Genomic DNA, 21,519 nt, shown 5'->3' with positions numbered 1-21,519 from the left:
CATGACCACCACCACCTTGACCCCCACCGCCGCGGCCGCCGCAGCGGCCACCACCCCACCGGCGCGCAAGCTGAGCCTGAAGGAAAACTACGCCCTGCTCACCCGTGACCTGGGCTGGACCCCCAGCTACCAGCGCGAGGAGGATGTGTTCAACAAGGTCGCCTTTGAAGGCATCCAGATCCACGACTGGCAGAAGTGGGAAGACCCCTTCCGCCTGACCATGGACGCCTACTGGAAGTACCAGGGCGAGAAAGAGCGCAAGCTCTACGCCATCCTGGATGCCTTCCAGCAGAACAACGGCCAGTTCAATGTGAGCGACGCGCGTTACCTGCAGGCGCTCAAGCTGTTCATCAACGGCGTGATCGGGTTGGAGTACACGGCGCACCGGGGCTTCAACCTCATCGGCCGGGAGTTCCCCGGTGCCGGGGCGCGCATTGCCGCGCAGATGCAGGCCATTGACGAGCTGCGCCATGCGCAGACCCAGATCCACGCCCTGAGCCACTACAACAAGTACTTCGCCGGCATGGCGGAGTTTCCGCACCAGTTTGACCGCACCTGGTACCTCTCCATCCCCAAGTCGTTTTTTGAGGATGCGATCAGCAGCGGGCCGTTTGAGTACATCGTGGCCATCTGCTTCTCGTTTGAGTACGTGCTGACCAACCTGGTGTTCATGCCCTGGATGTCGGGCGCGGCCTACAACGGCGACATGTCCACGGTGAGCTTTGGTTTCAGTGCGCAGAGCGACGAAGCCCGCCACATGACCTTGGGCATTGAGGTCATCAAGTTTCTGCTGGAGCAAGACCCGGTCAACGTGCCCATCGTGCAGGGCTGGATCGATAAGTGGTTCTGGCGCGGCTACCGCCTGCTCACCCTGGTGGCGGCCATGATGGACTACATGCTGCCCAAGCGCGTGATGAGTTGGGCCGAGGCCTGGGAGATCTACTTTGAGCAGAACGGCGGCGCGCTGTTCAAAGACCTGGCGCGCTACGGCATCCGCATGCCCCAGGGCTGGGAGCAGACGGTCAAGGAAAAGCAGCACGTGAGCCACCAGCTCTGGAGCACTTTCTACCAGTACCGCCACGCCGCCGGCTTTGCCGTGTGGCTGCCCAGCGCCGAAGAGATGGACTGGCTCTCGGCCAAGTACCCCGAGACCTTTGACACCTACTACCGCCCGCGCTACGAGCAATGGGCGCGCATGGCGGCCGAGGGCCAGCCCTTTGCCAACGGCACCCTGCCGCAGCTGTGCCAGGTGTGCCAGTGGCCCATGCTGTTCACTGAGGCCGACGACCCCACCGAGATTTGCTACCGCGAGTCCAAGTACCTGGGCGAGACCTTCCATTGCTGCTCAGACGGTTGCCTGGGCATCTTCCAGAAAGAGCCCGAAAAGTACGTGCACGCCCACCTGCCGGTGCACCAGATCTACCAGGGCACCCAGTTCCACCCCGACAGCGACCCCACCGCGCCCGACTTCAACCCCCATGTGGCGGCGCTGCGCTACATGGGCATCACCCCCGGCGTGGACGGTGGCGACTTTGAAGGCCATGTGGACGCGGTGAACTGGGAAGCCTGGACCGGCCGCCCGGCCAGCCTGCACGGCACCACCCGTGCCTGAGCCCAGCAAACCCCAAGGAGAAGCCCCATGAGCGTCAAAGCCATCACCCCGGACTACCACGGCGAGATGAAAGACACCGCCGACCATTACCGCGGCCAGCAACTGCTCTACATCGGCTGGGACCAGCACCTGATGTTTGCCGCCCCGCTGTGCATCCCTGTGCCGCCCGACCTGCCTTTTGGGGCGCTGCCGCAGGCCGTGCTGCCCGGCCTGTACGGCCAGCACCCTGACTTTGCCCGCATCGACTGGACCCAGGCCCAGTGGCGGCGCGGCGGCCAGCCCTTCACCCCCGACCCGGCCAAGACCCTGGCCGAGAACGGCATTGGCCACAAGACCAGCCTGCGCCTGCGCACGCCCGACCAGCCCGGCCTGGCCGGTGTGGGCTTTTGACGGGTGTGGCCATGAGCTTTGAGCTGCGCATTGAACCCACCGGCCAGACCGTGGCCGTGGCCGAAGGCCAGACCCTGCTGGACGCCTGCCTGCGCGCCGGCGTGTGGTTGCCCCATGCCTGCTGCCACGGCCTGTGCGCCACCTGCAAGGTGCGCGTGCTGTGCGGTGAGGTGGAGCATGGCGAGGCCTCGCCCTTCGCGCTGATGGACTTTGAGCGTGACGAGGGCCTGGCCCTGGCCTGCTGCGCCACCCTGCAATCTGACGCCACGCTGGAAGCCGACCTGGACGAAGACCCCGACGCCCGGGTCATCCCGGTGCAGGACTTTGCCGGCACGGTGCTGGCCGTGCAGCGGCTCACGCCCACCATCGTGGGCATCCGCCTGCGGCTGGACGGGGTGCTGGACTTTCAGGCCGGCCAGTACATCAACCTGGCCATTCCGGGGGTGGAGGGGCGGCGGGCGTTTTCCATCGCCTCCACGCCGCTGCAGGCGCGTGAGCAGCACGAGATCGAGCTGCAGGTGCGGCGGGTGCCCGGCGGTGCCGGCACCACCTGGCTGCATGAGCAGCTGCAGCCCGGCATGACGCTGAACTTGGCCGGGCCCTACGGCCGTTTCTTTGTGCGGCGCTCGGCGGCGCGGCCCCTGCTGTTCATCGCCGGGGGCTCAGGGCTGTCCAGCCCCTTGTCCATGGTGCGTGAACTGCTGGCCACCGGCGCTGCCGAGCCCATCACCCTGGTGGTGGGCCAGCGCTGCCGTGAAGAGCTGTACGCCCACGACGAGCTGCTGGCCCTGGCCGAGGCCCACCCCGGCCTGCTGCGTTACCTGCCCGTGCTCTCGCACGAGCCCGAGGGCAGCGCCTGGCCCGGCCTGCGCGGCTGGGCCCATGAGGCGGCGCGGGACTTCTTTGCCGGGGACTTTCGTGGCCTCAAGGCCTACCTGTGCGGCCCGCCGGCCTTGATTGAGGCCTCGGTGGCCACGCTGATGCAGGGCCGCCTGTTTGAGCGCGACATCCACACCGAGCAGTTCTTGAGCGCGGCCGATGCGCAGCGCGCCCGCAGCCCGGTGTTCCGCTCGGTCTGAACCTGCGGCGGCCCGGCTGGGCCGCACGCCCCCTTTAGGGCCCCGCGAAGCGTCACCAGCAGGGAGGCGCGGAGCCGGAGGGCGTGATACCAAGCAGGTATGGCGCCCTCCCTTTTTTTGTATTGGACACCCCGCGCGGCCACCGCCTATCGTGCGGCCCGCAAGCGCCACACACAGGCCGGCAGAGCCCCGGGCGCCTGCATCCTTATTCAGGAGACAACACCCGTGACCACGCGCTTTGACGTGCTGATCCAGGACACCGGCGAGCGCTACCGCTGCGCCGACACCCGCTCGTTGCTGGAGGGCATGGAGGCCCTGGGCCGCAAGGGCATTCCCGTGGGCTGCCGCAACGGCGGCTGCGGTGTGTGCAAGGTACAGATCACCGCCGGCGAGTACACCAAGCGGGTGATGAGCCGCGAGCATGTGAGCGAGGACGACGAGGCCCAGGGCCGCGTGCTGGCCTGCCGCGTGCGCCCGGCCAGCGACCTGCAGCTGGCCGTCATCGGCCTCATGCGCAAGAGCGTGTGCCGCCCACCGGCCTAGCGCGGCACGCCGTGCCAGTCGTCCAGGTGGATCACGCCGCGGGCCAGCAGCCGGGCGCACAGCCAATTGACCACAAAGTTGGCATGCCCGGTGATGAAGCAGAAGCCGATCAGCCCGTCGCGGTGGTGCTCGGCATGGGTCTGGGGCGAGTAGATCAGGCCCCAGCGGCTCAGCGCCCGCACCACCCGCGTGCTTCGCGGCATGGCCCGTGAGCCGTGCATGCAGTAGTGCACCCACTGCGCATGGCCCACAAAGAATGACAGTGCCACATGCAGCAGCAGCACCGGCCCGGCTGCGGCGTGGCCCTGCAGCAGGGTGTGCAGCCCCAGGCCGCCGGCCAGGATGGCGGCGGAGGCGGGCAAAAACTCCACCAGCGCCCCGGCATAGCCGCAGTCTTGGTTGGACTGCCCGTGCCGGTGGTGGATCTTGAAGGTGTAGACCTTGCGGTCCACCCAATTGGCGCCCCGCATCACCTGGTCGCGCAGGCGCTGAAAAGCCGGCCCGCGGCGTGGCCCCTGGTGGTGGAACAGCTGCCCAAAGCCCCGCTCAAAATTCAGACAGGCGTAGTCCAGGCACAGGTGTACCAACCCCGTCAGCAGGTCGGCCAGCCACAGGGCCGCCAGCACCACGCCCACCACCCCCAGTGCGGGCATCTGGCCCCAGGGCAGTTGCCACAGGCTCCACAGGACCAGCAGGTGGTAGGTCAGGACGGTGGCGCGGGGCCACCAGGCACGCAGGCGTGGGATCGAGTACAGCATGAGATCCAGGTCCACCCGCCCGGCCCGCGCGGGTGGACGGGACTGTCCACGCCGGGGCTGTTGGCGTGCCTGAAGGTACGGCAAAGGGGCCGCAAATTACCACACGGCCCGACTTGTATCAAGACGTTTTAAGGCGGCCCGGCCCAGGCCAGGCACAAGGCCTGGGCGGTGGCCAGGCTGTTGCACACCCCGGGATGCCCCCCGGGGGCAGGCTCCTCCACCTGCAGGCAGACGGCGGCCTCGGTGGCCAGCGCGGGGGTGGGGCCGTCGCACAGGAGCACCAGCCGAGCGCCGCGCGCGCAGGCCTGCTGGGCGGCTTCCAGCGTGTCGGCCGGCAGGGGGCCCAGGGCCACGGCCAGCATCACATCACCGGGGCGCACCCCGCGCAGCGGGCCGCCCAGCAGCCCCCCCATCAGGCTGAGGAACTGCACCGGCTGGGGCCCCTGCTGCAGTGCCCAGGCCAGGTGGGCGGCCACCGCAAAGCCGCGTTGCGAGCCGGTGACCCACAGCACACGCGCCTGGCGCAGCAGCGCGGTCGCGTCTGCCAGGCGGCTCAGGTGCAGGTCACGCTGCAGTTGCTGCAGGCCAGCCAGGCTGGCGGCCAGACTGGCATGGGCCTGGTCCACGGCGGCCAGGGCCTGTCCCGCGGCCGGTGTGTCGCCGGTTGGCGGCAGGGCCGGCAGCCGGGTCCGGGCCCCGGCTCCCAGGGCCTGCCGGAGGGCCTCAAAGCCGCTGAGCCCGAAGCGCTGCGCAAAGCGCACCACGGTGGAGGGCTGCACCTGGCAGCGCTGGGCCACCTCCTGGATGCGCGCCTGCCCCACACAGTCGTGGTGGTGCTCCACATAGCGGGCCACGGCCCGCAACTGGGGGCTCAGGCGCTCGAATTCGGCCGCGATGCGCTGCAGCAGCGCGTGGGTCTGCATGGGGGCGGCCGGCCCGGCGGTGGGGCGCCCCCGCCGGCGCTTGGGCAGCGCGGCCGCCAGCGTGGGCGGCCGCGCCAGGTCGCCCGGTGGCGGCAGCAGAGGGGCCTGCGGGGGTGGCATGGCGTAGCCTGTGCCTCAGGCGGCCCGACCGGGCAAATGCCGCTGCACCAGCGCCTGGAGCTGATCGCGCATGAAGCGGCTGGAATCCGCCGCGCGGTCTTCCCAGGCGAAGACGCAGGCCGAGATCAAGCCGTCAAAGCCCACCTCACCCAGGGTCTTGAACAGGGTCTCGAAGTCCACCTCACCCTGGCCGATGTCCAGGTGCTGGTGCACGCGGACCTGGCTGCTGCCGGGCGGGTTGACGATGTAGCGCAGCTGGCTGCTCTTCTTATGGTTGAAGGTGTCGGCCACGCGCACATGGGCCAGCAAGTCGCCGGCTTCGCGCACCATCGCGGCCACATCTTCTCCGTAATAGAAGGTGTGCGGGGCGATGAAGCTGAGCTTCAGGGCCTTGGAGCCGAGGTTGCGCACGATGTCGCAGGCGGGCTGGTAGGTCTCGATCCAGTCTTCGGGGTGCGGCTCCACGCTCAGCGTGATGCCTTCACGCTCCAAGATCGGCAGCAACTCGTCCATGGAGCGGAACCACGCCGCCTCGCAGGCTTCCTTGGTGTTGAGGTTCAAGGCGGTGCCGGCGGTGGCGGCCACGCTGCGCTCGGGCGAGGCACCGCGGCCGAATTCGCTGACCATGAGGCGGCAGTCCATCTCCACCGCCACTTCAATGGCCTTCTTCCAGCAGCGCACGGCCCACTGGCGCTCGTCTTCAAACGGGCTGGCCCAGCGGTACATGGGCTGCAGGCTGGCCAGGCCCACGCCGGCTGAGCGCATGGCGGCCTTGAAGGCGGCCATGCGCGGTGCGGTGGCGCGGGGCATGACCCACCAGTCCAGAAAGTCGCTGCGGGGCGAGAGCTCAATCTGGTCGTAACCCAGCTCGGCCACCGCGCCGGGCAGGGCGGCCAGGCTGAGGTGGCGGATCATGTAGGGATCCAGCGCGATCTGCATGCTTGTGTCTCCTTGGTGGGGCGCTCGGCCCCCACGGGCCGTGGGGGGCAGGGCCCTCAGAGGGATGGGGTGCGGTCCTCAGCGGCTGATGGTCTGCTGCAGCGCCGCGATGGAGGTGAGCACGCCGGACTCCACCGACATGGTCAGGTCTTCCATCTCCAGGGAGACGTGGCCGTCGTAGCCCATCATTCGGCAGACGGAGAAGAACTCCTTCCACCACTGCAGGTCACGCCCGCAACCCACGGCCACATAGTTCCAGGTGCGCTGCGCGGCGTCCGTCACCGGGCGGGTTTCCAGCAGGCCGTCCACATCGGCCAGGCCGCGCTCCACCCGGGCGTCCTTGCCGTGGATGTGGTGGATGGCCGGGCCCAGGGCGCGGGCGGCGGCAATGGGCTCCGCGCCCATGACCATCAGGTGCGAAGGGTCCAGGTTGATGCCGACGATGGGGTCGGTGGCGTCGCGCAGGCGCTTGAGCGTGCTGGGGTTGTAGACCAGCATGCACGGGAACTCCTCGATGGCGATCTGGGTGACGCCGTGGGCCTTGCAGTGCTGCACGAATTTGCGCCACCAGGGGATGGCCACCTCGTTCCACTGGTAGTCCAGGGCCGGGGCCATGTAGGCCGGCCAGGACACGGTGGATGTGATCCAGTTGGGCACCGTGTCGCCCGGGGCACCGGCCGGGCAGCCTGACATCATCACCACCTTCTTCACGCCCAGCAGGCCGGCCAGGCGGATGGTGTCGTAGGTGCTGGCGGTGTGCTGCTCGCCCATCTCGCCCGGGCACAGCGGGTTGCCGGAGCAGTTGAGGGCGGCGATTTCCATGCCGCGCTTTTCCAGCTCTGCCATGAAGGCGATGCGGGCGGCTTCGCTGTCGAGCAGTTCCTGGCGCTTGACGTGCGGGCAGCCGGCCCAGCCGCCGGCGGTCATCTCAACGGCGGTGACGCCCAGCGAGAGGACCTTGTCGAGCATGTCGGGGTAGGCCAGGTGGCCGTAGACGTCGGTGCAGATGGCGAGTTTCATGGGGTGTTCCCGAGGTGTGGTGGAGGGTCAGGAGGGGCGGGAATCAGGCGCAGTCCACCCAGGCGGCGCCGGCATCGGCGGAGCGCACGCAGTGCTCCAGCCAGCGCACGCCGGCGGTGCCGGCCTCGATGCCGGGGTAGTGGTGGCCGGCCAGGAAGGCCTCGTCGCCCCGGCGGCGGGCGTCAATGGCCTGGGCGATCCACAGGTAAATGTTGGCCCAGCTGTCGCCCAGGCCCTCGGTGTGCAGGGCGCCCATGCGGTCGACGGCCAGGCTCTCGGGCTCGAGGTAGGGCATGCCGTGGTGCAGCACGCGGCCGGGCTCGCCCTGCACTTCGTAGATCAGTTGGTCGGGGTGCGCATCGGACCACGACAGGCTGGCGCGTGTGCCCACGAAGCGGTAGCGCTGCGAGCCCATGTTGCCGGCGTCCACCGACGACACCCACAGCCGGCCGCGCGCGCCGTTGTCGTAGTGCATCAGCACGGTGGCGTGGTCTTCCAGCGGCGCACGCGTCGGGATGAAGGCCTTGCGGTCGCACAGCAGGCGCTCGACCTTGAGCTGCGGCAGCACCAGCTCGGACAGGTAGTACAGGTGGGTGCCGATGTCGCCCAGCACGAAGGTCGGGCCGGCGGTGCGCGGGTTGGTGCGCCACTTCACCGCCTCGCCGGCGCCGGTGTCGTCGCCGGCGTTGAAGCCGTGGGTGTAGGCCATGTCGACCAGACGGATGTCGCCCAGCAGGCCCTTCTTGACCATGGCCGCCATCTGGTGCACCAGCGGGTGGCCGGTGAAGCCGTAGGTCACGCCGACGATCAGGCCCTTGTCGCGGGCCAGCGCGGCGATCTCCTCGCACTCGGCCGAGGTGAAGAACAGCGGCTTTTCGCAGATGACGTGGATGCCGGCCTGCAGCAGCGCCTTGGTGATCTCGTAGTGGGTGAAGTTGGGCGTGGCCACCGAGACCACCTCCACCCCGTCGGGGCGGGCGCTCTCCTGGGAGATCAGCTCGCGGTAGTCGGCGTAGCAGCGCTCCGGGGCCACGCCCAGGGCGGTGCCGAAGTCGCGGCCCCGTTCGGCGTCCAGGTCGAAGGCGCCGCACAGCAGGCGGTAATTGCCGTCGCGCAGCGCACCGGTGCGGTGCTTGTAGCCGACCTGGCCGGTGCGGCCGCCGCCGACCATGCCCCAGCGCAGGGGGCGGGTGAGAGAGGTTTCTCCGTTGATCATGGGGTTTCCTGTGTCCGGTAAGAGGGGAGGTGTCGCGCCTGCAACCGGTTGCAGCCGCGGGCGTGGGGCGGCCGTCCCTGGGTTTCGGGGTGGCCGGTGGTGGGAAGGGGGGCGCCGCAGGCCGCGGCCTGCGGCTTGCCGTGGTGGCGCGTGGCGCCAGCCCGGGATCAGGCCGGGTGGGGCCGGGCGGCGAGGGCTTCGCGCTCGATCTCGGCCTCCAGCTCGGCCATGGCCTCGCCGCCGGCCATCAGGTCGGTGATTTCCTCGCGGGTCTTCTCGCCCTTGCGGAAGTCGGCCGCCTTGGTGCCGCGGATCAGTACCGCGAAGTGGTCGCCCACGGTCAGGGCATGCACCACCTGGTGGGTGATGAAGATGACCGCAATGCCCTTGCGCCGCGCCTGCATGATGATGCGCAGCACATGGGCCGCCTCCTTGACGCCCAGCGCGGCGGTGGGCTCGTCCAGGATCAGCACCCGGGCGCCGAAGTACACCGCGCGGGCGATGGCCAGGGCCTGGCGCTCGCCGCCTGACAGCCCGCCCACCAGGCGGTCGCCGTCGTCGATGCGGGTGATGCCGAACTCGCGCACGGCCCGCACCGCGATCTCGTTGGCGCGCTTGCGGTCGTAGACCTTGAGCGGGCCCCAGCGCTTTTTGGGTTCCGCGCCCACGAAGAAGCTGCGGCCGATGCTCATCAGCGGGAAGGTGCCACCAAACTGGTGAACCGTGGCAATGCCCTTGAGCGTGGCGGCCTTGGGGTTGGTGAAGTCCACGGCACGGCCGTCCATCTCCAGCGTTCCCGAGGTGGGGCGGTGGACCCCGGAGAGGATCTTGATCAGCGTGGACTTGCCCGCACCGTTGTCACCCAGCAGGCATAGCACTTCGCCGGCGCGGACCTCCAGGGAGATGTCGTGCAGCACGTCGATGGGGCCGAAGGACTTGTGGACATGCGAGAGCTTGAGCAGCGGGGTGTTCATGCGTTCACCTTGTTCTTTCCGGTCTTGCCTTGGCCGTTGGCCAGGGCCATCTTGCGGAAGGTGTTGTTCATCAGCACCGCCAGCAGCAGCAGCACGCCGATGATGAGGCTGGCCCAGTTGGCATCGAAGCCGGTGAAGAAGATGCCCTGGTTGACGATGGCGAAGGTCAGCGTGCCCAGCACGATGCCGATGACCGAGCCGTAGCCGCCGGTGAGCAGCACGCCCCCGATGACCACCGAGATGATGGAGTTGAAGATGAAGGACATGCCGGCCGAGACCTGGGCGCTGTTGTAGAGGATGGCCTGCGACATGCCCACGAAGGCGGCGCTGACCGAGCTGCCCATGAACATCCACAGCGTCAGGCGCTCGGTGGGGATGCCGGCGTTGCGGGCGCTGTCCTTGTCTCCCCCCAGGGCAAGCAGCCAGTTGCCCATGGGCGAGAGGTGCAGCACATAGCCCACGACCAGGGCGGCGCCGGCCCACCAGAAGAGGGTGACCTGGAACTTGCCGCCACCCACGTACTGGCCCAGCAGGGCCTTGGCCGTGGGGCCCGCGTCCAGCGGCACGCTGGTGCTGCCCGCCAACACCACAGACAAGCCCAGCGTCAGCCCCGCCACGGCGAACAGCGTGGCCAGCGTGACGATGAGCGAAGGCACCGCCGTGCGGATGACCAGCAGGCCGTTGATGAGGCCCACCAGCAGGCCCAGCCCCAGGGCGGCGGCGATGCCCACCGCGATGGGGGCGCCGTAGTGCCCCGAGACGATGGCCACCGTCATCGACGAGGCCGGGATCATCGAGCCGATGGAGATGTCCAGGTGCCCGGCGATCATCAGCAGGCCCACTGGCAGGGCCACGATGCCCAGGGCTGCAGCCACGTTGAGCCAGCTGGCGGTGCCGCCGCTGGAGAGGAAGTTGGCACCGCCGAAGGCGGCGAAGAACAGGAAGACGGCCATTAGGCCGATGAACGAGCCCGTCTCGGGACGGCGCAGGAGTGAGGCCAGGCTGGCGCCGCCGGGGCGCGGTGGGGAGTCGGCGGCGACGGGTGGCAGGGCCGCGGATCGGGTGGCATGCGCGGGGTTGAGGGCGGTCATGGGAGGTCCTTGGAGGTGCGGGGGCCGGGGCGGTGGGGGGGAAGGCGGGGCGCTTGGGCCGCCCCGCTGCCGTGGCGCTCAGCGGGCGCCAGCCTTCACGCCGGCCAGGGTGGCGTCGATGTTGGTGGCGTCCACGATGCCCGGGCCGGTCAGGATCGGACTGGTGGGCACGTCCAGTCCGTACTGCACATAGGCGTTGAGCAGGGAGACCGCGAGGAAGCCCTGCAGGTAGGGCTGCTGGTCGATGGCAAAGAGCTGGCTGCCCTTCTTGATGCGGTCCAGGGTGGCGGCGTCCATGTCGAAGGTGCCCAGCCGGACCTTGCTGCCAGCCTGTGCGATGGCCGTGGCGGCGCTGTTGGCATCGCCGGCGCTGATGGTGATCACGCCTTGCACGCTCGCGTCGCGCAGCAGTGCGGCCTTGATGGCCTCGGCCACTGCCGTGGGGTTGCCGAAGCTGGTGGCCGGCAGGGGCAGTTGCCGTGCGCTGCCACCGGCCTTGCTCATGCCGTCGGCCACGCCCTTGCAGCGGGCCTCCAGGTTGGCCGCGCCGGGCACGGTGTTGACGCACAGCACACTCTTGACCCCGGCCTGGGCAAAGCGGGCACCGCCGGCCACACCGGCCACGTATTCGTCGCTGCCGATGTAGTTGCGGGCGCCCAGCTTGTCGGCCGCCGCCTTGCCGCCGGCGTTGTAGAGGATCAGCGGGATGCCGGCCTTGACCACTTCGCGGAAGGCGTCGTCCATCGCTGCGGGCACCCAGTTGGGGCCCACGATGGCGTCAGGCTTCTGGCTGATGGCCGAGCGGATGAGCTGGGCCGCATCCGGGCCCAGGTTGTCGTAGTTCTGCGGGCCCAGCCAGGTGACCGAGCCGCCCTGGGCCTTGACCACGGTGCCGGCCGCCTCGGCACCGCGTTTGACGATGGACCAGAAGGGGTCGTCGGCCTTGCCGCCGATCACGATGATCTTGGCCCCCGCGGCCACGGCCGGTCCACACAGGCCGGATGCCACCGCCAAAACTGCAACCGCATTCACTGCCAATTTGATGAAATTCACGTCTGTCTCCTGCGCGATGTCTTGTGATGTCTACAAGAAATAGGGCTTGCGGTGGAATAACCGAACAAACTTTTCTTGTCTTGCTGATGTCGGCAACCGGACTACACATCGCACTGCAACCGGTTGCAATGCAATGTAGCCCGTGGCTCGTCAGGATGTTCACCGGGTTTACCCGGTGTGGCGGCGTGTCAGTTCGCCATCCCCAGGTGGGAGGTCCGCAGCACCAGGGTGCCGGGGGCCAGGCAGGAGCCGGCGGTCTGGCGGGTCGGGTCCAGCAGGCGGCTGACCGCCTCACCCACCAGGAACTCCATGGGTTGGCGGAAGGTGGTCAGGTCGTAGCTGGGCGCCGCGGCCAGGGCGATGTCGTCAAAGCCCACGATGGCCACGCGCCGGGCGGCGTTGCAGGCCACCAGGCAGTCCATCGCCCCCAGGGCCAGGATGTCGTTCTCGCAGAACAGCGCTTGTAGGCGTTGTTCGCGCGGGGTGGACTCCCAGTGGCGCATCAGACTGCGCAGGCCGCAGGCGTGGTCGTAGTGCTCGGCCTGCAGCACGGCGGCCAATTGCACCCCCCGTTCCTCCAGTGCGTCGCGAAAGCCCTCAAAGCGCCGCAGGGTGGTGCCGGCCGAGGTGGGTCCGGCCATGTAGCCGATGCGCTGGTGCCCGCCTTGCAGCAGCAGCGCGGCGATCTCGCGCCCGGCCTGGTAGCCGTCGGTGCTCACGTAGGGAATGCCGGCGTCAGCGCTGTTGCGGAACATCACCACCAGTGGGATGTGCTTGATATCGCGCGCGAAGTTAATCAGCGCGTCGGTGAGGGTCACGCCCAGGAAGAGCAGGCCGTCAATCTGCAGCTGGTCGGCCATGCGCAGGGGTTGTGCCGCATCCCCTGCAGCGCTGATGTTGAGCAGCAGCGAGCTGTAGCCCCGCGCCTGCAGCTGACGCGTCACCTCGTTGAGCAGGGCCAACTGGTTGGGGTTGGTGGCCATCTCATCGAGCACCAGGCCGATGATGTAGGTCTTGCGCGTGGCCAAGCTGCGCGCCAGCAGGTTGGGGCTGTAGCCCAGCTCGGCGGCGATTTTCAGTACCTTCTCGCGCTGTGCCTGGGCGATGGGCGCACCAGGGGTGAAGGCGCGTGAGACCGTGCCCTTGGACACGCCGGCCAGGGCCGCGACGTCGCTGGCGGTGACCTTGCGAAAACTGGAACCGGAAGTCGTCATGGCGGGTGTGGCGGCCGCTCACGGTGCCGGGGCGGCGGATCGGGGCGCTTGGCGTGTGCGCCGTGGAACGGGACGGTGGCAGTGGGCCGCCGGGAAGGCGGGCGGGCGATCTTACGCGGCGTGCCTGCGCCTGCCGTCCGCTCAGGCCGCCAGCCGGTGCGCGTACCAGGGCCGCTCGCGGTCGTCCAGCAGGGCTTGCTGGGTGGCCAGGTCGCGCGGGTTGGGGCGCAGCCAGGTGTCCAGGTGCTCGGGCTTGAGCGGGATGATGCAGCGGTCGTGCCCGGCGGCAGCCACCTCGGGCGGGGGCTCGTCGGTGATGGCGGCAAACGACAGCAGGTCCGCCTCATCCGATCCCGCCGGCGCCTGCCAGCGTGACCACAGGCAGGCCACCAGCATGTCTTGCGCGGGCTGGGGGCGGAACTCCAGCACCGTGTTCTCTGGCGTTTCACCCGGCCGCAGGTCGCGCCCTTCAGCCGCGTGGCGGGCCACGTTTTCATAAAACGCGCTCACCAGCACCACCCCATGCTGGTGGCCAAACTGGCCTTTCCAGAAGCCCTGCAGGTTGTCGCGCCGGGCGTTGTAGGTGCCCGGGTACTTCTGGTCATACAACGCGGGCTTGCCCGCCGGCCGGCACTGGTAGCGCATGGGCTTGACGACACGCTGGCCGTCTTCCCACACCATCACCGGCAAGTACCAGCCGGGGTAGATGCGCGCGTCTCGGGCCTGCGGCTCGGTGCGGCGCAGGTCGGCCAGCCAGCCCAGCAGCTGCGGCACCTTGGCCGAGGCGATGCGCTCATCCTCCTGCGCTTTTTTGGTGGGCCGGCCGGTGGCCAGCACCCGCTGCGCATCGGCCAGGCGCTTGCGCTGGCGAAACAGCTCTTGTTCCCAGGCCTGGGCCTGCGTGCCGCGCAACTGGGCGATCAGCTCGACCAGGCCGGGCCCATCACCGGCGGGCGGGGCCGGCGGCGCCTGTTCCAGCGCCCGGTCCATGGCCAGCGGCGTGCGCAGCTTTTCACCCTGCGCCTTGCGGAAGTACAGGCTGTAGAAGTCCTGCGGGCTGAGCGTGGCGCCGAACAACTGCACATACTGGCGGTAGTCGGCGGTGACTTGGGCGCTGTAGCACATGGGGGGATTGTGGTGGCGGTGGGGCAGCCGTGGGGGGGCGTGGTGAACCGGCCGAGCGGTCAGAGGTACTCGTCTTTCCAGCGTGCGGCGTCTGCCACCAGTGTTGTTAACCGGTTGGCGTGGCGTGCCACCCAGGTAGCGAGACCTTCTACAAAGGCGCGTTCGCCGGCACCCTCGTAGTCATCGGCCCGTGCCTGTTCCAAGGCTGCTGCTGCTGCCCGTTTGGCCAGCCGTTGGCCCTCACGCCGCAAGAGCTGGCGGTCAATGCCGCAGCGTGCGGCAAAGTCGGCCAGGGCAAAGGCCGAAATCTCTGCCGGGTTGAAGATGTCGCCATAGGCCATGGCCAGCTCGGTGTCAAAGCTGGCGTACTGCCGCACGCTCACCAGGTCGTACCAGGGCGCGGGCTCCAGCAGGCCACCCGGGCGGACAAAAAACGAGAAGTTCTTGCCGTGGGCGTCGCTGTTGCCAATCAAGAATTGGAAGAGCGCCCAGCGCAACAGGGCCAACTTGGCGGCTGCCTTGTTGGCCGTGAGGTCGGCGCAGCCAAACAGCCGCTCAAAACTCATGCCGTCGCGAATGTGGCGCACGGCTCCTGCGTTGCCCAGGTTGCGCTCGTATTTGTGGGTCACGGGCAAGTCGCAAGCCTGGCACGCGTCGATGAGGTGGCGGCGGTGAACCTGCGGCTGCCCGTTGATGTATGTGACCACGCGGTCAAAGCGCTGCACCACCAGCACGGGCCGTGGCGTGCGCAGCAGTTGGACCTCTGCCACGGGCAGGCCCATGCGGCGGGCCAGTGACATGCAGAAATGCTCATTGACCGCCAGGTGCGGCGTCTTTGGATTGCCGGTGTCGGGTTTGAGGATGTGGGTGGAAGCCAATGGCTCACCCTCCACCAAGAAGAGGCGCGCTCCAGCCCGCCCCAGCTCAGACATGGGGCGGTCGAGGTAGACCAGCAGCTTGTCTTGCAGACCCGCCACCGACATGCGTACCTTGCCATCCCACACCGTCAGCGGCAGGTGCTCATGTTCGGCAATGCGCTGGTCCAGCTCTTGAAGGGGGAGCTCTCGCAGGATGGGTTCAACCGCCGGGGCCGGGCGCTCGGCTTCGCCTGTGAAGCGCAGGGCGCCAGCCGTCTCCGCCCCAAGTGCCCAAATCAGGCCGAAGATGTTGGCCTTGGCCAAGCCGTTGTAGGCCACCGCCACATCCAGCGCACGCCCTTCGGGCAGCAAGTGCTCAATGAATCGTTTGATGGAGGCAGAAGCATGGTCTGCCGCCGGGGGCACCAGGGGCAGAACCGGTGACAGCGGCCAGGCCTGCGCGTCGCGCGCCCAGGCCTCGGCATAGCGTAGGCGCCAGTGGTCGTCGCGGGCGTCGTAGTCGATGGTGGCCAGGCGAACCTCACCCGCCCAGACGTGCAAGGCGTGCGTCATGCAGGCTGCCTCATGACTTGGGCTGGCCGGTGGCGGCCAAAGGTGGGTTTGGACGAGAAGCCTCATCCCCTGAGCCGGCTTCAAGGGCCCACGGATGTTCTTTGGGCAGCACCAAGAGCGCCAGCCCCAGGCCATCGAGCACGGCCAAGGCCTTGTCCAGCCGCACTGAGCCCTGGCCGTTCTCAAGCCGTGACATGAGGTCCACCGACACGCCCAGCAGGCCGGCCGCGTCGTCGATGCGCAGCGACTGCGCTTTGCGGCGCGCGCGCACCAGCGGCCCCATGGCCGCGGAGGACTGGAGCAGGGTGGGTTTGCTGCGGTTGGTGTCAGTCATGTGGCAAGGTTCGTGGCGCGCTGGGCGCGGCGCGCCAATGCTGCTTCTGTTTCTGCTGTTCCGAAATCATAGAGTCTGTGAAGCCTGATCTGCAGAAATTTCGGAAAACCAGAAACATTCTAGTGTCCTGAAGACTGCCGGCAAGAGTTTCCGCTTTTCCGAAACTTCTCCGAAACGAACTCTGGCTTCTTCCAGCGCCCACTCAAAGCCTGCCCGCCCGCATGGCCCGCCGGATGATGAACTTGAGCCCTGGCCGATGGAACGGCAGCACGCAGCGCAGGTAGGCCTTGCCGAACCGGTTGTGGACCTTGCAGACCGTGGAAATGGTCACCCAGGCCTGTCCGTCCTGAACTTGCCGCAAGACCGACACCCGGAAATCAAGGTGACTGCTGTCTCGCCCGGCAATGAGCTCTTGCTCATTGAGCAGAAAGATGGGCCACCGGCCAATCGTGTCGCCCACCCGATAGGCCGCTCGGCGCGGCCCGTCAAACTGGTTGGACTCTGCCGGCACTTGGAGCCCCAAGGCCCGCACCACCCGGTTCCGCGCCCGGATCGCCGCCTTCATCCAGGCCGGGTGGTGGCCAAAGACCGCGAAGAACAGATCCACCACCCCGGCGCTGGGGTGGGTGAGCGGGGCGCGGTGGGAATCCCGGTAAGACGCCGCGCTCAGAGTGTCTGGATGAAGGGCACTCCCTGGTGGGATGTGGCATTCAAGCGGAACGCGGGGTCGTTGAGCATGGCTTTGATGTAGGCGGGCGGTGCCAGTTAATCAACTCAACGCCCCTATTTTCACCGACCGCAAGAGTACGGCGATTGACAGGCGAGTCGGTGATATCGGCGAAGGCAAAATTGCAATCACGAAAATCTGCAAATTCCATTTCACAACCCACCAGATTGCATCGCGAGAAATCGCATTGCTCAAATATTCCGTGTCTCATCCGGGCTTCACGAAGATCGGCCCAATTCCAATCGGTTCTGAAGGCGCGCACGCCTGAGAAATCGCACTTGCGGAATGTTCCCTGTTTCTGACCATATATGTCAGTTGCCATGAGAAAGCAACGATCAAATTGACACTACCCTAAAGGTAGCCAACTCTGCAAAAACTGGGGACATCTGTGCGATCTCGAAGCGCGCCCCGGTAAAGTCGCAGCCAATTATTGAGGCTCCCTGGAATCGAGTCCCCAAGAAACTTGCACCTTTCGCCGTGGAGCCGTCTAAAACATAGGAAAGCCAGATTTTCCCGATTTCAGTCTGATCCAAGGTTAGACAGCGAAAGTCTGCAGATTCATCGTCGAAGGGATGTTTGGTTTTTGGTAAATTCTCGTACCATTCGCGGCGTTTGTTGGATTCGATTCTTGATGGGTTTGAAAGAAGAATTTCCTTGGCCATCGAGAATATAGGGTCTTCTATCCAACGAATGAAAGGGACTTCCCCGCCCCGGGTCGGTTGCGATGCGGCGCAAGTTGAGGGGTGCCACGATGGGCGCAGGTCCGTCATGGTGTCGGTGCCTTGTTTCTCAGTCAAAGGAGAAGTCCATGGCCATCGTATGCGTTGGGATTGATCTCGCCAAGAACGTCTTCGCCGTGCATGGCGTCAACGATGCAGGCAAGCCAGAGCTGGTTCGACCGGCAGTCCAGCGCGACAAGCTGCATGAGCTGATCACAAAGCTGCCACCGTGCATCATTGGCATGGAGGCCTGTTCTGGCGCGCACCACTGGGCCCGCTTGTTCATGGCCGCAGGCCACACCGTGCGGCTGGTGGCGCCGAAGTTCGTCACGCCGTACCGCATGAGCGGCAGGCGGGGGAAGAACGATGCAGCCGATGCTGAGCCCGGACTGGCTCTGTCCAGTGGACAGAGCCTGCCTGGCGAAGGGCCAAGCCTCTGGCTTGGCGCGCCCTGCCCAAAGGGGCGGCCATCTGCGAGACCATCCAGCGCCCGCACATGCGCTTTGTGCCCGTCAAGAACCTCACCCAGCAAAGCCGGCTGAGCGTGCACGTGGCCCGGCAAGGCTTTGTGGAGCAGCGCACCGCCCACATCAACCGTGTGCGGGGTGTGCTCAGTGAATACGGCATCGTCCTGCCGCTCAAGGCCAACACCGTGCGCCAGCGCGCACGCGACCACCTGGACGCCCTGCCGCCCTGGGCCCACACGGTGGTCAACGATTTGCTCGACGAGATCACCCGCCTGGATGAGCGCATCGCCCAATACGACACGCACATCCACGTCATGGCCCAGGCCGACGAGAAGGTGCGCCAGCTCATGCAGCTCAAGGGCGTGGGCGAGACCACGGCCACCTGCACCAGCGCCATGATCGGCAACGGCCACGACTTCCGCTGTGGGCGGCAGTTTGCCGCCTGGTTGGGTTTGACACCGGGCCAATACAGCTCGGGTGGCAAGAGCCGGCTGGGCCGCATCACCAAAGCCGGCGACGCCTACTTGCGCACCTTATTCATCATGGGGGCATGTGCTCAAGATGGGCGGGGGGGCGGTGCGCAGCCCCTTGGATGCGCTGACGGGCCCCTAGGGTTGACGGCAGGGGCCTGCCCATGGGCTGAAGCGCGCCCGGGCCCTTTCAGCGCCCTGCCCGCAGCGCATCGATGCGCTGGCGCCAGCGTTCGGCCTCGCTCTCGCGGCGGGCCTGGCTCAGGCGCAGGAAGGGCTCACCCAGCACGCTGGGGGCTTGGGCGGGGTCGGGGGCCTGGCCCCAGGCGGCCACGGCTTGCAGGGCCAGGGTGTGCAGCTCGCGGTTGGCGGTCTCGGTGCGGGCCATGCTGGCCACGCTCTCCTCCAGCAGGGCGGCCAGGCGGGCGGTGAGCTGGCGTTGCTCGGCCAACTGGGCCTCCAATTGCTGTTGGCGGGCCTGGGTGTCGGTCTGGGCCTGCTGGCACTGGGCCTGCGCCGCCTGCTGGACCTGCAGGGCCTGCTGGCATTGGGATTGGCCGGCTTGGGCGTCCAGCAGCCGCTGCTGGACCTGGCCCGCGGCGCGCTCGCCCTGCTGACGGGCACCGGCGGCCTCGCGCTGGCGGGCTTGCAGCTCGGCCTGCAGGCGGGCCACCTCGGCACGCTGGGTGGCGGCGTCTTGCTGGGCGGCCTGGGCGGCGGCCTGGGCACGCCGGGCGATCTCACGGGTCTGGGCCAGGCGCTTGTCTTCCTCGGCGCGGGCGGGGGCGCCGGGCAGGCCGGCGGCCAGGGCGGCCAGCAGCGGCAGCATCAGGCTCAGGCTCAGGCTGGCGCGGGGGTCACGGGGACGCTGGGGCATGGCGGGCTCCGGTCAGAAACGGACGGTCAGGTCGGCCTGCAGCACGTCGATGCGCAGGGGGGCGCTGCTGAGGTTGCCGCTGAGCGAGCTGGCGTCGCCGGGAATGGCCAGGAAGCGCACCCCGTCGTCGAGGTTGCGGGTGCTGGTGAAGCGGGCGCCCAGGGTGACACGCGGGGCCAGCCAGGTCTGCGCGCCGGCGGAAACACCGCGGTAGTTGGTGCCGCCCAGGTGCCAGGTGGTGTCGGTGTAGGCGTCGATCCAGGCGTCGCGCTCGACGTGGCGCCAGGCGATGAAGGCGCTCCAGTCGCCGGTCTGCGGGGCCTGCTGCGGGCCCACGGCGGCCCGCAGCTGCCAGGCCAGGGTCTTTTTCTCCAGCCCGGCGACCTCGGCGGTGGCGGCGCGGCGCTGGATGTCGGCCAGGTCAAAGCCGGTGTTGCGCACCACGTTCAGGCCCAGGCTGGCCTCGCGGCCGGGCAGGTGCAAGCTGCGCAGGGCCAGCTGCAGGTCCACCGGGCGAAAGCGCGAGGCCAGGCCCCACACCGGGGCGGCGGTGCTGCCGGGGGCGTTGAGGTTGATGAGGGTGTTGCCCTTTTGGCGGACGGCCGCGGGGTAGGCGCTGGCCTGGTAGGCGGTGGTGCCGGCCAGGGCGTCGGTGGGCGCCAGGGTGGATTCGCGCACGCCTTCCATGTGGCGGAAGTCGTAGAGCGCCAGGGCGCCGCGCAGCTGCCATTGCGGCGACGGGCTCCAGATGGCGCCGGCCTGCAGGCCCAGCAGGGTCTTGTCGCGGGCAGTGGCCACCTGCTCCTCCAGCGGGAAGACGCCGGCGGTGGCGAAGGCGGAGAGCGGGGCGCTGAGCAGGCGCTCGTAGCGCCAGGCCACGCCGTCCAGGGCCAGGTCGTCGGGCCAGACCAGGTCGGAGCGCTCGAAGGGCACTTCCAGGCGGCCGCCTTCCAGGCGGTGGCGGGAGAGCTCGTCCTGCGCCTGCCAGCGGATCCAGCCACGGTCCAGGCTGACGGTGGCGCGGCCCATCTGGTTGCCCAGGTTCTGGCTGCTGGCGGTGGGGCTGGCGTTGGCGGCGCCGGTGCCCAGGCGCAGGCCGGTGGTCCAGCCCTCGGCCAGGGTGGCCTCGACGCCCAGGCGGGCGCGCAGGGTCAGGCGCTGGCGGTCGTGGCGGGTGTTGGTGAGGTCGGGCGCCCAGGCGGGCGAATCGGTTTGGCTGCGGAAGAGTTCGGGGGCGAGGTTGTCGCCATCAAAGCCGTCGTGCTGGGCGCGCAGCCGCAGGTCGCCAGACATGCGCAGGCGGCGGGCCCAGTCGGGCAGCTCGCCGGGGCGGGCCCAGCCTTGGTCACGGGCGGCGTCCATGACCTCGGCGCGCAGTTCCTCCTTGAGGGCCTGGCGGGTGGTCTGGCTGAGGTAGGGGACGCGGACAACGGGCAGGCCGGCGGGCTCGGCGGCGGGGGCGCTGGGGGTGGCCAGGATTTCGTCGGCGCGGGCGCGGCTGAGCAAGCCTTGGCGCACCAGGGCCTCGACCAGGGCCTGCAGGGTGGCGCCGGAGGGCGCCTCGGCGACGGCGCCGGGCGCCGCGGCAGGGGCCGGGGTTTGGGCCTGGACGGAGCCAGCGCTCAGCAGGCAGGCGGCCAGCGTGGGCGCCAGGGCAAGGGCCCGGGGGCGGCGGACGGCAAAGGAGGAAGGCAGGCGGCGGGGCGTCATGGCGGGCGGGCGGCGGTCGTGTGGACGGGCGGTGGTGCGGCCCCACGGAGGGGGCCGCCGTCGGCACCGTCGGTGCGGTGCGGGGCGCGGCGGCCGATGGTGGCCGCCGGGCATGGCGGGGTGATGACGGCAGGGTGATGACGGCGGGGCGTTGACGTCGGGGCGTTGACGTCGGGGCGCTGGCGCCTCAGCCGCCGGCGCGCAGGGTCAGGCGAAAGCGCAGGGGCTGGGTGAGGTGGGCAGGTGGCGGCAGGCGCAGGGCCTGGGCGCTGCGGTCCAGGGCGCTGGCCAGCACCTGGCGCTCGGGTTCGGACCGGGCGGCGTCCAGCTCCCAGCGCTGCAGGCGGCCTTCGGGACTGACCCACAGGGCGAACTGGGAGCTGATCTCGCCGGCTTCCGGCGGGAGTTGTCGCTCCAGCTCGTCGCGCAGGCTTTGACGCAGTTGGCTGGCGTACAGGCGCTCGGCGGCGCGGTCGGCCAGGCTGGCGCCGCCGCCGGGGCCCGAGGCGGCCAGCGCGGGGCCGCCCTGGTAGTCGCGGCTGACGTTGCCCGCGGCAAAGGCGCTGGGGCCGGTGCCGGCGGCGCCTTCCATCTTGAGCGGCTCGTTGGCCGGCGCGGGGGGCTTGGGCGTGGGGTCGGGCTGCGGCTGGGGCTTGGGGGCGGCCTGGGGGTCGGGCGGCTTTTCCTTGGGGGGCGGCGGGGGCGGCGGCGGCGGGGGGTCGGGCAGG

General features: G+C 68.8%; 22 protein-coding genes and 1 pseudogene. 5 read left to right on the top strand and 18 right to left on the bottom strand.

The window, feature by feature from the left end; genetic code table 11:
* Position 1: 1 nt before the first annotated feature.
* The 4 genes from G3A44_RS21395 (at position 2) to G3A44_RS21380 (ending at position 3,624) form a co-directional block, all read left to right on the top strand.
* Positions 2–1,612: an aromatic/alkene/methane monooxygenase hydroxylase/oxygenase subunit alpha gene (locus G3A44_RS21395; protein WP_163459784.1), complete on the top strand. Its 1,611-nt coding sequence runs from the start codon at positions 2–4 to the stop codon at positions 1,610–1,612.
* A gap of 27 nt (positions 1,613–1,639) precedes the next feature.
* Positions 1,640–2,002: a phenol hydroxylase subunit P4 gene (locus G3A44_RS21390; protein WP_163459783.1), complete on the top strand. Its 363-nt coding sequence runs from the start codon at positions 1,640–1,642 to the stop codon at positions 2,000–2,002.
* Positions 2,003–2,013: 11 nt separating this feature from the next.
* Positions 2,014–3,081 (top strand): NADH:ubiquinone reductase (Na(+)-transporting) subunit F, encoded by a 1,068-nt coding sequence (locus tag G3A44_RS21385; protein ID WP_163459782.1) that lies wholly within the window; start codon positions 2,014–2,016, stop codon positions 3,079–3,081.
* A 225-nt stretch (positions 3,082–3,306) separates the two neighbouring features.
* Complete coding sequence (locus tag G3A44_RS21380) at positions 3,307–3,624, top strand: 2Fe-2S iron-sulfur cluster binding domain-containing protein (RefSeq protein WP_310734432.1); 318 nt, start codon at positions 3,307–3,309, stop codon at positions 3,622–3,624.
* On the opposite strand, the gene G3A44_RS21375 is transcribed toward G3A44_RS21380, so the two are convergent.
* The 15 genes from G3A44_RS21375 to G3A44_RS21305 all read right to left on the bottom strand — a co-directional run bounded on the left by G3A44_RS21375 (position 3,621) and on the right by G3A44_RS21305 (position 17,345).
* Positions 3,621–4,382 (bottom strand): fatty acid desaturase CarF family protein, encoded by a 762-nt coding sequence (locus G3A44_RS21375; protein ID WP_163459780.1) that lies wholly within the window; start codon positions 4,380–4,382, stop codon positions 3,621–3,623. The two genes, G3A44_RS21380 and G3A44_RS21375, sit on opposite strands and share 4 nt — an antisense overlap.
* Positions 4,383–4,510: 128 nt before the next feature.
* Positions 4,511–5,425 (bottom strand): MurR/RpiR family transcriptional regulator, encoded by a 915-nt coding sequence (locus G3A44_RS21370; RefSeq protein ID WP_163459779.1) that lies wholly within the window; start codon positions 5,423–5,425, stop codon positions 4,511–4,513.
* Between the two features lie 15 nt (positions 5,426–5,440).
* Entirely contained in the window at positions 5,441–6,364 is a 924-nt protein-coding gene (locus tag G3A44_RS21365; protein WP_163459778.1) for a sugar phosphate isomerase/epimerase family protein, read from the bottom strand.
* Positions 6,365–6,442: 78 nt separating this feature from the next.
* The gene (locus G3A44_RS21360) at positions 6,443–7,384 is read right to left on the bottom strand and encodes a sugar phosphate isomerase/epimerase family protein (RefSeq protein ID WP_163459777.1); all 942 of its coding nucleotides are present in this window, start codon (positions 7,382–7,384) and stop codon (positions 6,443–6,445) included.
* 43 nt (positions 7,385–7,427) lie between these two features.
* A complete protein-coding gene (locus tag G3A44_RS21355) occupies positions 7,428–8,600 on the bottom strand; it encodes a Gfo/Idh/MocA family protein (RefSeq protein ID WP_163459776.1) in 1,173 nt (390 codons plus the stop codon).
* 167 nt (positions 8,601–8,767) lie between these two features.
* Positions 8,768–9,574 (bottom strand): ATP-binding cassette domain-containing protein, encoded by an 807-nt coding sequence (locus tag G3A44_RS21350; protein WP_163459775.1) that lies wholly within the window; start codon positions 9,572–9,574, stop codon positions 8,768–8,770.
* The gene (locus G3A44_RS21345) at positions 9,571–10,665 is read right to left on the bottom strand and encodes an ABC transporter permease (RefSeq protein WP_163459774.1); all 1,095 of its coding nucleotides are present in this window, start codon (positions 10,663–10,665) and stop codon (positions 9,571–9,573) included. Before G3A44_RS21345 ends, G3A44_RS21350 begins: the two co-directional genes overlap by 4 nt.
* 78 nt (positions 10,666–10,743) lie before the next feature.
* Entirely contained in the window at positions 10,744–11,718 is a 975-nt protein-coding gene (locus tag G3A44_RS21340; RefSeq protein ID WP_163459773.1) for a sugar ABC transporter substrate-binding protein, read from the bottom strand.
* Positions 11,719–11,906: 188 nt separating this feature from the next.
* Entirely contained in the window at positions 11,907–12,932 is a 1,026-nt protein-coding gene (locus G3A44_RS21335) for a LacI family DNA-binding transcriptional regulator (protein ID WP_163459772.1), read from the bottom strand.
* A gap of 141 nt (positions 12,933–13,073) precedes the next feature.
* A complete protein-coding gene (locus tag G3A44_RS21330) occupies positions 13,074–14,057 on the bottom strand; it encodes an SOS response-associated peptidase family protein (protein ID WP_163459771.1) in 984 nt (327 codons plus the stop codon).
* Between the two features lie 59 nt (positions 14,058–14,116).
* On the bottom strand, positions 14,117–15,487 hold the full coding sequence (locus G3A44_RS21325) for a HipA domain-containing protein (RefSeq protein WP_163459770.1): 1,371 nt from the start codon (positions 15,485–15,487) through the stop codon (positions 14,117–14,119).
* Positions 15,488–15,497: 10 nt separating this feature from the next.
* Positions 15,498–15,821, bottom strand: a complete 324-nt coding sequence (locus G3A44_RS21320; protein WP_163459769.1) for a helix-turn-helix domain-containing protein — start codon at positions 15,819–15,821, stop codon at positions 15,498–15,500.
* Between the two features lie 202 nt (positions 15,822–16,023).
* Positions 16,024–16,491, bottom strand: coding sequence for a DUF2867 domain-containing protein (locus tag G3A44_RS21315; protein ID WP_203561518.1), 468 nt, complete (start codon positions 16,489–16,491; stop codon positions 16,024–16,026).
* A 40-nt stretch (positions 16,492–16,531) separates the two neighbouring features.
* A complete protein-coding gene (locus G3A44_RS24295; RefSeq protein WP_163459768.1) occupies positions 16,532–16,870 on the bottom strand; it encodes a pentapeptide repeat-containing protein in 339 nt (112 codons plus the stop codon).
* Positions 16,871–16,883: 13 nt separating this feature from the next.
* Positions 16,884–17,345, bottom strand: coding sequence for a pentapeptide repeat-containing protein (locus G3A44_RS21305; RefSeq protein ID WP_163459767.1), 462 nt, complete (start codon positions 17,343–17,345; stop codon positions 16,884–16,886).
* 11 nt (positions 17,346–17,356) lie between these two features.
* Here G3A44_RS21305 and G3A44_RS21300 point away from each other — a divergent pair.
* A pseudogene (locus G3A44_RS21300) lies at positions 17,357–18,291 on the top strand (IS110 family RNA-guided transposase); the annotation flags it as partial.
* A gap of 103 nt (positions 18,292–18,394) precedes the next feature.
* On the opposite strand, the gene G3A44_RS21295 reads toward G3A44_RS21300, so the two are convergent.
* From G3A44_RS21295 to G3A44_RS21285, 3 genes are all read right to left on the bottom strand, one after another.
* The gene (locus G3A44_RS21295; RefSeq protein ID WP_163459766.1) at positions 18,395–19,081 is read right to left on the bottom strand and encodes a hypothetical protein; all 687 of its coding nucleotides are present in this window, start codon (positions 19,079–19,081) and stop codon (positions 18,395–18,397) included.
* A 12-nt stretch (positions 19,082–19,093) separates the two neighbouring features.
* Entirely contained in the window at positions 19,094–20,791 is a 1,698-nt protein-coding gene (locus G3A44_RS21290) for a putative porin (RefSeq protein ID WP_163459765.1), read from the bottom strand.
* A gap of 187 nt (positions 20,792–20,978) precedes the next feature.
* Positions 20,979–21,519: TonB C-terminal domain-containing protein (locus G3A44_RS21285; protein ID WP_163459764.1), on the bottom strand; the 541-nt coding region annotated here is incomplete at its 5' end.

It is taken from the genome of Ideonella livida, assembly GCF_010499455.1.
Classification (GTDB): Bacteria; Pseudomonadota; Gammaproteobacteria; order Burkholderiales; family Burkholderiaceae_C; genus Ideonella; species Ideonella livida.
This window is presented reverse-complemented; position numbering and strand designations above follow the sequence as displayed.

Excerpts from the sequence above, each read along its gene's own strand:
- G3A44_RS21355 (WP_163459776.1), bottom strand. The coding sequence starts at position 8,600 with ATGATCAACGGAGAAACCTCTCTCACCCGCCCCCTGCGCTGGGGCATG.
- G3A44_RS24295 (WP_163459768.1), bottom strand. The coding sequence starts at position 16,870 with ATGGCAACTGACATATATGGTCAGAAACAGGGAACATTCCGCAAGTGC.
- G3A44_RS21375 (WP_163459780.1), bottom strand. The coding sequence starts at position 4,382 with ATGCTGTACTCGATCCCACGCCTGCGTGCCTGGTGGCCCCGCGCCACC.
- G3A44_RS21395 (WP_163459784.1), top strand. The coding sequence starts at position 2 with ATGACCACCACCACCTTGACCCCCACCGCCGCGGCCGCCGCAGCGGCC.
- G3A44_RS21320 (WP_163459769.1), bottom strand. The coding sequence starts at position 15,821 with ATGACTGACACCAACCGCAGCAAACCCACCCTGCTCCAGTCCTCCGCG.
- G3A44_RS21390 (WP_163459783.1), top strand. The coding sequence starts at position 1,640 with ATGAGCGTCAAAGCCATCACCCCGGACTACCACGGCGAGATGAAAGAC.
- G3A44_RS21350 (WP_163459775.1), bottom strand. The coding sequence starts at position 9,574 with ATGAACACCCCGCTGCTCAAGCTCTCGCATGTCCACAAGTCCTTCGGC.
- G3A44_RS21330 (WP_163459771.1), bottom strand. The coding sequence starts at position 14,057 with ATGTGCTACAGCGCCCAAGTCACCGCCGACTACCGCCAGTATGTGCAG.
- G3A44_RS21290 (WP_163459765.1), bottom strand. The coding sequence starts at position 20,791 with ATGACGCCCCGCCGCCTGCCTTCCTCCTTTGCCGTCCGCCGCCCCCGG.
- G3A44_RS21385 (WP_163459782.1), top strand. The coding sequence starts at position 2,014 with ATGAGCTTTGAGCTGCGCATTGAACCCACCGGCCAGACCGTGGCCGTG.
- G3A44_RS21360 (WP_163459777.1), bottom strand. The coding sequence starts at position 7,384 with ATGAAACTCGCCATCTGCACCGACGTCTACGGCCACCTGGCCTACCCC.
- G3A44_RS21325 (WP_163459770.1), bottom strand. The coding sequence starts at position 15,487 with ATGACGCACGCCTTGCACGTCTGGGCGGGTGAGGTTCGCCTGGCCACC.
- G3A44_RS21370 (WP_163459779.1), bottom strand. The coding sequence starts at position 5,425 with ATGCCACCCCCGCAGGCCCCTCTGCTGCCGCCACCGGGCGACCTGGCG.
- G3A44_RS21295 (WP_163459766.1), bottom strand. The coding sequence starts at position 19,081 with ATGCCCCAGCGTCCCCGTGACCCCCGCGCCAGCCTGAGCCTGAGCCTG.
- G3A44_RS21335 (WP_163459772.1), bottom strand. The coding sequence starts at position 12,932 with ATGACGACTTCCGGTTCCAGTTTTCGCAAGGTCACCGCCAGCGACGTC.
- G3A44_RS21365 (WP_163459778.1), bottom strand. The coding sequence starts at position 6,364 with ATGCAGATCGCGCTGGATCCCTACATGATCCGCCACCTCAGCCTGGCC.
- G3A44_RS21345 (WP_163459774.1), bottom strand. The coding sequence starts at position 10,665 with ATGACCGCCCTCAACCCCGCGCATGCCACCCGATCCGCGGCCCTGCCA.